Below are 12,092 nucleotides of genomic sequence, written 5' to 3'. Positions count from 1 at the left end.
CTGGGGGCAAAAGACGGGCCATTGGCAGATTCACCGCAGTCGATCTCGGAGTCGGGAAACCTTCTCGGATGGCCGCTGCAGCACGTCGGCATCACCGTCGGGGGTTCGTGTCTCCGAGCTGCTGGCCGATCTGTCCGCTGACGTGCTGTCGGGTATAGCAGCCGACTTCTCTTCGAACAGGCTTAACGCGACAACAGTCGGGCAAGGAGGGCACGGGCTGAATCGGCCACGTTGTTCTCCTCTGCCCGGTGACCATCGACGGCTTCACCATGGACGAGGTACCGACATGGCCGCAGCCCCGGTGCCGGTCCGCTCACCACCACGGTGAGAGGGCCTCGGGTTGCCCGTAGTTCCATCCGAAGGCTGCAGCGGGCGGGTTCGCGCGGTAGGCATCGAGCAGGAGTTCCAGCTCGGGTGTCCAGTTGATCAGCGAACCGCCTTCGGCATTGTTGCAACTGACGCAGAGCGCACCGCGGACGAGGTCGGTGTCGTGGTCGTGATCGAGAACCGCCTGGCGGAAACGGCGAGAAGGCGAGATCTTGCCGTACAGGCGCCGGCCACAAACCGCGCAGCAGCCGCACTGGTGGTGGAGTAACAGCTCCACCATGACCCGCCGAAGCTTGACCTGGGACAACCCCGGAGGAAGGTAGTCGGACAGTCGTGCCCACTCGCTACGGTCGAGCTGTGTCAGCCGCTCGACCAGAGCCCTGAGCATGAGGTCGTTGTCGAGTTGCTTGAGTGCCTTGGCCGCTCGCCTGCGAGCGCCTTCTTCGGCGGCGGCGATCGAGTGTTGGACTCGGGAGGCCTTCTCGTTGTGAGACAGGCGTGGGCGCTCCACGCTCGTGGTGGTGCGCAGCAGCTCCCACTCGCCGACGAGCCGGTAATTGGAAAGGTGTGGCCGGTTCCGCAGGGACACCGATACCCGTCTGAATACAGCCCAGTTCCGTTGCTTCCATGGTCGTCTGGTGTCGATGTAGGTGACACCGTCCGGCGCGACCGCGTGCGGCCGACACACCCCGTTCGCATCGAGCAGCCTTGCGCGCAAATCAACGAGCTCCTGCTCGAGCCAGAGCTCCGGCGTACGTGCGAGGCTGATCGCCGCCTCCTCGTAGAACTCGCCGTCGGTTCGAAGAATCCTCATACGCGCAGTGTCCGCGTCGGATACGACAAGTTCGAAGGCAATGTCTGCTCCGCAGATCTGCTGGGCGACAGCCGGATCGAGCCTGACGCGCTGGCGTTGGCACACGCGATGGCAGCTGCTGTCGACGACTTCCTGTGATCTGGAGCGGCGGTGGTGGGTTCGGAAGACGTTCATGTGGCCGTCGGCTTGGGCGATGGGATCACCTTGAGATGCAATCGATCTCGTGCTGCGTTGTCAGACCTGCGGTCGGCTGTGTCAAGTGAGACCGAAGGTGCCTGACTCAAGGTGCCTAAAGACCGCACGTATGCGACGGGCGCTGGTTCGAGACCTTGTCAGCCTCGCATTTGCGGTGACGGTCCCGCCAGGTTCTTCGGTGTTGTGCTCCATGCTCTTCGGCACTCGCGTCTAAGGTCTCACCAGGTTTCACGGTGCCTCGGATGGCTGTGGCTACGGTTGTTCTGACGTCGACCGTGGGTTGCGGTGGCCGGCGAGCACCGCATGGACGCGATTCTTCACTCGTTTGCGTGGAGAAGTGCGTGACCGTAGGGCCCTCCTCGCAGCCTGGCCGCCTGAGGGGGTGAGGAACGATCGTGCCGAAGGCTCTGGCGTTGACGCCTGTCGGGCTGTAACTACCGACCACCTGACGCGGATGCTTACCTGCGGCGACGGGAGGAAGACAGTTGAACCAAGGTTGTTAGGCCGTTTCCGGGTCCCGCTGACGCTACGGTGTAGGGGGAGGGTTAGGGACGGGATGCAGTCGCCAGGCTAGCGAGGAGACTGATCGAAAGTGAAAAGATTTCGCTGTTTGGCTTGTAAACATACAGGTCGGTTAGGTGCTCCCCGCGCGAGCGGGGATGAGCCCCAGGTCGCGACACCGTCTTCGCGGGCCCAGTCGTGCTCCCCGCGCGAGCGGGGATGAGCCCGCGTTCCGCGGCACCGCCGCAGACCTGGACCGGTGCTCCCCGCGCGAGCGGGGATGAGCCCGACGAAGGCGAATACGTCCTCATCACCCGCGAGTGCTCCCCGCGCGAGCGGGGATGAGCCCAAAGGGAGTCTGCCGAACCCGAATGACCTGATGTGCTCCCCGCGCGAGCGGGGATGAGCCCTTGCGACGTGACTCGGTGACTGGGTTACGCCGGTGCTCCCCGCGCGAGCGGGGATGAGCCCTGGCGAACCCTCCGGCGCAGTTGTGCTCCCGCGTGCTCCCCGCGCGAGCGGGGATGAGCCCGGAGCTGTACTTGAGTTCTCGTGAACCCGTGAGTGCTCCCCGCGCGAGCGGGGATGAGCCCCGACTGGCGGCGCTGGAAATCGCCGAGTGGTCGTGCTCCCCGCGCGAGCGGGGATGAGCCCCGAATTCGCCCGGCTTGCGTCAAACCATGTGGGTGCTCCCCGCGCGAGCGGGGATGAGCCCGCGCCGACCTTGCCGGTATCGGTGACCGGCTGGTGCTCCCCGCGCGAGCGGGGATGAGCCCGGATCGCGAAGAAGGAGAACACGATGAACATAGTGCTCCCCGCGCGAGCGGGGATGAGCCCCAGATCCGCGTCAGCCGCGCCGAACTCCTCAAGTGCTCCCCGCGCGAGCGGGGATGAGCCCCGGTGAACGTGAATCGTCCCAGCGTAACGCGCGGTGCTCCCCGCGCGAGCGGGGATGAGCCCCCGGTACCGCCGGTCGACTCGAAATGCTCACCGTGCTCCCCGCGCGAGCGGGGATGAGCCCGCGAGCTACGCCATCGACTTTGCACACTGCGTGTGCTCCCCGCGCGAGCGGGGATGAGCCCGCGACCATCGCTCGCACCACACAGATGATGACGTGCTCCCCGCGCGAGCGGGGATGAGCCCAGGCCGATGATGTAGGCCCGGCGCAGCACGTTGTGCTCCCCGCGCGAGCGGGGATGAGCCCGACGCTTCAGCCCCTTTTCGCGTTTGTGTGTGGTGCTCCCCGCGCGAGCGGGGATGAGCCCTCGAAGTCGCCGGCGGGCAGCGAGCGGTGTTCGTGCTCCCCGCGCGAGCGGGGATGAGCCCGAGCCGCCTGCATCGGTGCACCGTGGATTCGCGTGCTCCCCGCGCGAGCAGGGATGAGCCCGTCGAGCGCGAGAACCTCGACGTCCTCGAGGAGTGCTCCCCGCGCGAGCGGGGATGAGCCCTACAGCGGCGAGGACCAGTCCGACAGCTACGGGGTGCTCCCCGCGCGAGCGGGGATGAGCCCAAGGATCTTGAGGATTCGCAGCGCGACCTGAAGTGCTCCCCGCGCGAGCGGGGATGAGCCCCTCGGGATTCTGAACGGCGACTCGGGTATCACGTGCCCCCCCGCGCGAGCGGGGATGAGCCCACCTTGGGCCTGCTGTAGGCCTTGCCGGGGTTGTGCTCCCCGCGCGAGCGGGGATGAGCCCGGCACCGGCGTCATCAAGACGGACGACGGCACGTGCTCCCCGCGCGAGCGGGGATGAGCCCCTGTACGAGGTGCAGGTGGCGTGGACGAGCCCGTGCTCCCCGCGCGAGCGGGGATGAGCCCAGCTCGGTTTCGAATCGCGATGCCATGCCAGCGTGCTCCTCGCGCGAGCGGGGATGAGCCCTGAATAACGATGGCTGGACGTCGCCCCGGCCCGTGCTCCCTGCGCGAGCGGGATGAGCCCCGCCCCACCTTCGTGATCCAGACGAGGCGCTCCGGGTGGTAGCGGGTTTCCGCCGAATTTTGCTGGGGGAGTGTAATTGTCAGTGGGCGTGGGTATGGTCGGCAGTCGCGTTGGTCGGGTGGGTTCGCGAAAGGGGGGAGTAGTGGTTTCGTCAGCGGTGATGTCTGCGTGGGCAAAGAGCGATCGTGCTGGAGGCAGTCTGTCGTTGTTTCGGCATTTGGCTGATTCGTCGGCGGTGGCTGGTCTGGTATGGGATCACTGGCTGCCGGAACATGTTCGGGCCCTGTTGGCTGATGGTCTGCCCGGGGGACTGGCAGACGCGCGAATCTTGTTCTGCTGGTTGGCTGGCTTGCATGACGTCGGCAAGCTGACTCCGTCCTTCGCGTGTCAAGTGCCAGAGCTGTTCGATCGCATGCACGATCACGGTTTGCCTGCAGTGGGGATGCCGGTGGACCGGAAGTTGTTGCCGCATGGACTGGCCGGCCAAATAGTTCTGGAGAAATTCCTCGTCGACCAAGGCTGGTCGAAGCGAGTGGCGTCGACCTATGCGGTGGTCATAGGAAGCCATCATGGAGTTCCCGCGACAGTGGGCCAGATTCAGGCCGCGATCAATGGCGGGCGTTCGTTGTGGGGTGGGCCGGAGTGGGGTGATGCTCGCAGCGAGTTGATCACGTTGGTAACAGTCCGGACCGGTGCTGCGGATCGGGTAGCTGATTGGGCCACGGTCCGGTTGTCGACGATGCAGCAGGTACTTCTGACGGCAGCGGTGATCGTGACCGACTGGATCGCCAGCAACCAAGACCTGTTCCCGCTGGACAGTCAGCGGGTATCGAGCGTCGAGGCTGTCAAGGCGTGGACGCTGCTCGGGTTGCCCGAGGCGTGGTCTCCGGCGGGGGCGGCTACGGATTCGGAGCCTACCCGTCAGGAGTTGTTCCGGTCGCGGTTCGCACGTGAGGATCCGATGCGGCCCTTGCAGCAGGAGTGCCTGCGGATCGCCTGCGAGCTGCCCGAGCCGGGTTTGATGATCATCGAGGCGCCAATGGGGGAAGGAAAGACCGAAGCCGCGCTGCTCGCTGCCGAAGTTCTTGCTGAAAGGTTCGGTGCGGGTGGGGTATTCGTTGCACTACCGACGATGGCGACCTCGGATGCGATGTTCGCCAGGGTGCGCCAGTGGGTGGACTCGGTGTCGGGAACGCCGGGCAGCATGATCCTCGCGCACGGCAAGGCGGCGCTGAACGAGGACTATGCGCAGCTGAAGCGGCAGAGCTTCGTCGATATCGGTTCGGACTGTGAAGACAGCACGGTGCTTGCGCATGGCTGGTTCGTCGGGAAGAAGGGTCCGCTGGCGAACTTTGTTGTCGGCACGATCGATCAGGTGCTTCGAGGTGCGCTCAAGACTCGTCACGTGATGCTGCGGCACCTGGGTTTGGCGAACAAGGTAGTGGTGATCGATGAGGTCCATGCTGCGGACAGCTACATGTCGACCTACCTCTGTCGGGTCCTGGAATGGCTTGGCGCCTACCGTGTTCCGGTGCTGTTGTTGTCCGCGACGCTGCCGCCATCGCAGCGTGTAGCCCTGCTGGAAGCCTATCGGAGTGGTCGCGCTGAGGGGGCCGAGTCCGTTGACGCCGCCGCGGTCGGTTATCCCGCGATCTCGGTGTGGCCGCATCCCGAGCTGTCCTGCAGGGTCCCTGCATCGGGTAGGTCGATCGACGGTATCGCGCTCGACTTCATCGACGACGACGCTGAGCTGTTGACCAACAGGTTGGCCGAGGCGCTCGCCGAGGGCGGGACTGCTGGGGTGGTGTGCAACACGGTCGCTCGTGCTCAACACCTGTTCGAGGTGATGACCACAGACCAACGATTCGGCACTGGCGAGGTGCTGCTGCTGCATTCGCGGTTCGTGTCGGTGGACCGCGCGCGGTATGAGAACCGGTTGCGTCGGCTACTAGGCCCGCCGGGCACCGGGGATCGCCCGGCGCGGTTGGTGGTCATCGGGACACAGGTCATCGAGCAGTCCCTCGATATCGATGTCGACCTGCTGGTCACCGATCTGGCGCCGGTGGACCTGATTCTGCAGCGGATCGGCCGGCTGCACCGTCACCTGCGTTCGGGCCGCCCCACCCGGGTGAGCCGACCGCGCTGCTGGATCCGCGGCGCCCAATGGGGATCGATCCCCCCGAAGCTGGACAAGGGATGTGAAAAGGTCTACGGCCGAGCACGTTTGCTCCGCGCGGCCGCAGTCCTGACCGGTAGGCGCTCGTCGGGTGTCGATGTGCCCGCAGACATTCCGGGCCTGGTGGCGCACGCCTATGCCGAGGGTTTCACTGTTCCAGAGGGCTGGGCGGAGACGTTCGCAGACGCCGAGTCGGCGTGGGAGATTCACGTGGCTGATCAGCGCAAACGTGCCGGTGACTATCTGCTGGGCCCGCCGCACACCGAGAACTCGACCATTCGTGATTGGCTCGTGGCCGGGGTACGCGACGACGCGGACGGTGTCGGCGGCCAAGCGCTGGTCCGTGGAGCAAGCACCCCGGGTGCTCCCCGCGCGAGCGGGGATGAGCCCTGGGGTTTTGAGGCTGAGATCTGGTACCCGGTGTGCTCCCCGCGCGAGCGGGGATGAGCCCTTCGACGAAGTCATCGTCCGGGACCTGATCGGGTGCTCCTCGCGCGAGCGGGAATGAGCCCTCGATTCGGTCTACATCCCGCCGGGTGTCGGGGTGCTCCCCGCGCGAGCGGGGATGAACCCTAGCGAAAGCCACGGCTGGTCAGGATGTTTCGGTGCGCCCCGCGCGAGCGGGGATGAGCCCGCGCAGGCGTTGACGACGACGGTGGAGGCGATGTGCTCCCCGCGCGAGCGGGGATGTGCCCTGGGCGGCGAGCGCGGTCTCCTTCGGGGGAACCCCAGTCAATCAATATGCTCCCCGCGCCAGCGGGGATGAACCCGAGGCCTTCCGCTCGACCCAATACGCCCACTAATGGTCCCTGCGCCAGCGGGGATGAGCCCCCGATCCAGCGGCCCGACTCGAAGTTGACGCGGTGCTTCCCGCGCGAGCGGGAATGCGCCCGTGGATCCCCGGGACCTGTGGATCATGAACGAGTGCTCCCCGCGGCCGGCCAATCGGGCTTCTCCCCGCTTGCGCGGGGAGCAGGCCGAAGCCAGTTCTCCCCGCATGAGCGGAACGGTTCCAGCGCAACGCCTTTGATGTCGTTGCCGTTCGTCCCGCGCGGGGATGGGTCGAGCCAGGGCGACGACCTCAAGGTCGACACGTGCTGCCCGTGGGCATGAGGAAGTGCGGTAGCGGGTTTTCGACGAGTTCCGCAGCAGGAGTGTAAATGTCGGTGGTTGTGGGTATGGTCGGCAGTCGCGTTGATTGGGCGGGTTCGCGAAGGGGGAGTTGTGGTTTCGTTTGCAATGGCTGGCTCGGTATGGGACCAGTGGTTGCCGCAGGACGCTCGAATGCTGCTGGCTAACGGCCTGCCTGGCGTCGCGACGGTCGCGCGGTGGCTGCCGGCGGGTCGCCACCCCATGACACGGCACCGCTCAGCGGCCGGTGCATGCTCTGCGCCCCAGCGTATTTGCGACCCGTCGTGGCACTGTGGCTGACCCGTGGGGCAAGCGGTGGGGACTGCCGCGGCCATACCTGCTGAAGTGGCATCTGCTCGACACAGCTGCAGTGGCCTATGTGTTGTGGGATGTGCACCTGCCAGCTGGGGTGCGTGAGTGGATCGGTGCTCAGCTCGGATTGAGCCCCGAGGAGGCTCGTCGGTTCGTGGCGTTGTTGGCTGGCTTGCACGATGTCGGCAAGGCCTGCCCTTGCTTTCAGAATCAGGATCCGCCGCCGGGCACGGTAGGTTGGATTCACCACGCCAATGTCACCTATTTGACGTTGCCTGAGTTGCTGAGCTACTCCGGCCGGGAGCATCGAATCCCGTTCCGCTCCAGTCCGTATCGGATGGCAGAGCTTCTCGGTGGGCACCACGGCGTGTTCCAGGAACGCAACACCGGCGCGATCGGCAGACGCACCTCTCGCCTGGAAGGCAAACTGGGCGGTCCGGGGTTTCATCAGTGGCGGCGTGAGCTTGTCGACGGTCTGCGGTCGGTGTTGGGCGACCCGACGATTCCTGAGCACATCGGTGGCCCCGCGGCAGGTGTTCTCGCGGGGTTCGTCATCTTGACCGACTGGATCGCGAGCGATACCGACTGGATCAAGAACTCGCAACTGTCGGCGCCCACCAATCCCACACAGCGCTGGAGCCACACCATCACGTCGATGCGAGTCCGGCTGCCAGGCTTGGGGTTGGGGGTGCCCGAGCTGGCTGGCTTGGTGTCGATCGAGTTGCTCGTCAGCGGGCCGCCGAATCCGCTGCAAGAATCGATTGAGCACGACTTCCATCCGACAGGGCCCGGCTTGCTGGTGATCACCGCAGGCACTGGATCGGGAAAGACGGAAGCCGCTTTCGTCGGCGTGCACCGATTCGGCGTAGCGACGGGGCGCCCGGGAATGATCATGTGCTTGCCGACCCAGGCGACAACCAATGCTATGTGGATACGCGGAACGTCGTTCGCGGGCGCGGCCGCCTCGTCGGATCGTCCTGTGACGCTGGCTCATACGATGAGTGCGTTCTTCGAGCCGTACCGCGACTACTGCGCTGATGATGTCGTCATGGGCTGGTTGAACGGGCCACGTAAGCCGCTGCTGGCGGGCATGTCGGTGGTCACCATCGATCAAGTGTTGCTCGCAGCGTTGGCGACGCGGTTCAATATGCTCCGCCTGTGGGGGCTGCTGGGCAAGACTTTGGTTGTCGACGAGGTCCACGCTGCTGACCCGTACATGCTCACGCTGCTCGCACGCCTGCTGTCGTGGTGTGGTTTCCTGCGCGTACCGGTGATCCTGATCTCTGCGACGCTGCCCCGCCATATCACGCGTGAACTGGCGGCCTCCTATCTCAACAATTTTGATGCCAACGCTTCGCGAGCGGTGGAAGAGCTGTCCTATCCTGGCTGGCTGTACGTCGGATCGGACGGGACGGTTCAACGCCCGGCCCAGGACTCGGTTTCCCGGATGCACGACTTCGGCCGGCGGCGCACGCGCATCGACTACTGCCGGTATCAACCGGGTCGTCGGGTCGACGGCATCCTCGGCTACCTCGAATCCGCGGTGGCATCGGGTGGTTGTGTCGCGGTGGTGTGCTCGACGGTGGCATCTGCGCAACACACCTTCGAACAGATCAACGCGGTACTGAACTCCCACGACGGGTCGTCGTCGCGAAAGACCCCGGTCTGGCTGTTGCATGCTCGCTTCCCCTACCAGCAGCGGCTGCAGATCGAAACCGAAGTCATCACCAGGTTCGGCAAGAGCCCCACCGAGCAATATCCGCGGCCCGACCTCGGAATCGTTGTAACGACAACAATTCTCGAACAGTCTCTCGACGTGGACTTCGACCTGATCATCAGCGATTTGGTGCCGATCGCGCAGCTGATCCAGCGGCTGGGCCGGGTGTGGCGGCACGCCGTCTATACACGGCCGGCGTGGGTGATGCAGCCGACGCTGGTGGTGCTCGATCCCGAACTCGCCGGCTTTCCGCCCGAGTGGCGCAGCATCTATCCGGAGTACGAACTCGCGGCGACACGGCGTCTGCTCGCCGAGCACGGACCAGACCTGGTAGTTCCCGATGACGTGGATCGACTGGTTCAGCAAGTTCACAACCGAGACCTGCCGCCGATCGACGGCGCTGACGCGACCGCATGGAGCAAGCGCAATTCGACTGCGCTCGAAGGCAAGTCGATGGCTGGGTTCGTCACCATTCCGGCGCCTCACCTGCTGGGGGACCTGCTGGAGCTGACCAATCCGCATGTTGCTGAAGACGACGTGGACGCCTCGACACGCCTCGGTGTCGACAACGTGTGGCTGATACCGCAGTACACCGACACCGACGGCAGACATTGGCTGGACGCAGACCACCGCATCCCGTTTCCCGGCGGCAGTCTCAGCGACAGCGACGTGATGACCATGATCGCCGCCTCGGTGCGGTGTCCGCTCGGCTGGGTTCGAGGATGGGACAACCCATACCGGGCGAGATGGAAGAAGACCCCGTTGGTCGACGCCTACCTGTTTCCTGCTCCCGAACACGGCGGTCTGCATCTCGACCCTGAACTTGGCCTGGTGAAAGAAGGTCTGTCCGATGCCCTTTGATCTGCGCGTCGAGCCCGCGATCCCTGTGTTCGCTTCGGCGAAAGCGGGTTCCGGCCCAGAAACCGTCGAATGGGTGGGCTTGCGTGAGCTCCTGTTGAATGCGCACCTGTACACCGATCTCGCCATAACAAGCCCGCCGGCTGCTGCCGGGATGCTGCGCGTGTTGTTCACGATAGCGGCGCGGATCACCGGCCTCGACAAGGCGACAAATCGACCCGAGTTCGAGGAACGCCGACTCGACGTCGCAGAGACCGGCCAGTTCTCCGTCGACGCGATCGACGGCTACCTGTATGGAGAGGATCTGGATGGGCGCTGGGATCTGTTCGACCCGGTGTGGCCATGGCTGCAGGACCCGCGCCTGGCCGAGCAAGCAGAACGGAAATCGGTCAATGTGTTGGACCCGGCTAGACCAGCCGACAACACACCGATCTGGTGGCAGCACACATCGAATACCCATGCCCCCGACATCGCAGCACAGTATGCGCTGCAGTGCCTGCTGGCCCACCATTGGTACGGCTCGGGTGGCACCGGCGGTACCCGCACGGTCGGCGCGGTGAGCGATCACCACATGTCGGCGGGCCCACTGCGCGGAACCGTGAGCTTCTACCCATTGGGACGCAGCCTGTTCGAGACGTTAGTCGCCGGAATTCCCTCGCCGGGCACCGCTCATGGAGCCGGTGATGACTTGGCCCCATGGGAGGTACGCGACCGACACGATCCACTCGCGCAGCCGCCAGAGGCGACCTGGCCGGGCGGACTCCTCACCGGCCAATCCCGCCATGCCGTTCTGATGGTGCCCACCAACGACGAGGCATCGGTGCGGGGCTGCTACCTGACCTGGTCCTACAAGAACCGGCACCTTCCGATCGCTGACCCCTACACCATCCAGGACCGCACCAACGATGCGTGGCGGGCGCGCCCAGCGCGCGCTGCGCGCGCGGTCTGGCGTGATCTGGATGCCTTGCTGGCCGACCGAGACGGCCAGCGCCGACCGGCGGTGCTGGCTGCGACATCGACCCTGCCCATCGACTGGCAATCGGCGCTGCGGGTCCGCGTCCACGGCTGGGACCAGGATCGACAGTCCACAGATCGGTTGGTGTTCACCGCGACCACTCCGGAGTTGCTGAGATGGTCCTACGAGAACGACCCGGATGCCGCCGACGGTGCAGCCGAACTTCACGTGGCGGCAGAAGATGTCCACGATGTGCTGTGCACTGCGTTGCGGCGGGCGTACAAGAATCTGGGGACAGGTAGTTCCTCGGCGCGCAAAACGGACGACATCCCGTGGATCGCTCCTGCGCAAACATGCTATTGGCCCGAGGCGGAGGCTCTGTTCTGGAAGCTGCTCGAGCAGCGCCGATTCGAACGGACCTACCGGGCGTTTCTGGGACCAGCGTTGCAGGCCGTTGATGCCGCCACCGGGCACCTCGGCCACCATCCCTCAGTCGCCCGCGAAACCGCCGGTGTTGTCACGTACCTGCGTCGATACGTCGCCAAGAAGAACCCTCCAGCGAAGGAAGACCAGTGACGGCACCCCCAGGAAACATCAAGTTCGTCGAATACATCACCGATCTCACCGACGACCTCGGTGTCCGTGCGGCGTTGCGATCAGGGCTCGGCCGCCCGGTCGAGCGAGCCGACCGGATGCATGCCTATCTGTCTCCGTGGACCACTAGCAGCAAACCCCACGAAGAAGCTGTCCGCTACACCGTGGCATCACTGATCGCGCACCGACCCGTCGGAGCGATTCCGGGCAAGGCGCCAGGAAATATCGGCGCCAGCATCGCCCGCTACACGGCGGTCGCCGCCAATACCCGGGAATCTTCGGTTCACCTGCTGAGCCGCCAGCCCGCGGGGGCGCTGTGTCGAATGCTCACCCGCATCGTGGTTCCGATGCGAAGCGACGATGTCGCGATCGATTTCGCCACCTTGCTGCAGGACGCGACCCGATGGCCTCGATACCGCAACGACACCGCCCGGCGGTGGCTGCAGGCCTTCTACCGCGCACAGAACCTCGACCAGGACGCGGAAACATCAATAGCTGCCGAATGATCGGCCACCAGGTATCCGTGTCGCACTAGCTCGTCACCACACCTTCGAGAAAGGGAACCGGTGTTCCTC

The 12,092-nt window shown here is 65.2% G+C and carries 5 protein-coding genes and 1 CRISPR repeat array; of the genes, 4 read left to right on the top strand and 1 reads right to left on the bottom strand.

Going from position 1 to position 12,092, the window contains the following annotated elements:
* Positions 1-313: 313 nt before the first annotated feature.
* Positions 314-1,315, bottom strand: coding sequence for an endonuclease domain-containing protein (locus IEY60_RS35460; protein WP_229739451.1), 1,002 nt, complete (start codon positions 1,313-1,315; stop codon positions 314-316).
* Positions 1,316-1,974: 659 nt separating this feature from the next.
* Positions 1,975-3,714: direct repeats of the CRISPR family, unit length 29 nt; unit sequence GTGCTCCCCGCGCGAGCGGGGATGAGCCC.
* Between the two features lie 202 nt (positions 3,715-3,916).
* Here IEY60_RS35460 and cas3 (IEY60_RS00530) point away from each other — a divergent pair.
* The 4 genes from cas3 (IEY60_RS00530) (at position 3,917) to casB (ending at position 12,023) form a co-directional block, all read left to right on the top strand.
* Positions 3,917-6,397, top strand: a complete 2,481-nt coding sequence (gene cas3, locus IEY60_RS00530; protein ID WP_189022625.1) for a CRISPR-associated helicase Cas3' — start codon at positions 3,917-3,919, stop codon at positions 6,395-6,397.
* A 976-nt stretch (positions 6,398-7,373) separates the two neighbouring features.
* Positions 7,374-9,971, top strand: coding sequence for a CRISPR-associated helicase Cas3' (gene cas3 / locus IEY60_RS00525; RefSeq protein ID WP_189022624.1), 2,598 nt, complete (start codon positions 7,374-7,376; stop codon positions 9,969-9,971).
* The gene (gene casA / locus IEY60_RS00520) at positions 9,961-11,499 is read left to right on the top strand and encodes a type I-E CRISPR-associated protein Cse1/CasA (protein WP_189022622.1); all 1,539 of its coding nucleotides are present in this window, start codon (positions 9,961-9,963) and stop codon (positions 11,497-11,499) included. Before cas3 (IEY60_RS00525) ends, casA begins: the two co-directional genes overlap by 11 nt.
* Positions 11,496-12,023, top strand: coding sequence for a type I-E CRISPR-associated protein Cse2/CasB (gene casB, locus IEY60_RS00515; protein ID WP_189022620.1), 528 nt, complete (start codon positions 11,496-11,498; stop codon positions 12,021-12,023). The genes casA and casB overlap by 4 nt, the downstream gene beginning before the upstream one ends.
* The last annotated feature ends 69 nt before the right edge of the window (positions 12,024-12,092 follow it).

This window comes from Nocardia rhizosphaerihabitans (genome assembly GCF_014646295.1).
GTDB lineage: Bacteria > Actinomycetota > Actinomycetes > Mycobacteriales > Mycobacteriaceae > Nocardia > Nocardia rhizosphaerihabitans.
Note: the sequence above shows the minus strand (reverse complement) of the source record. Positions and strands in the feature narration are given on the sequence as shown.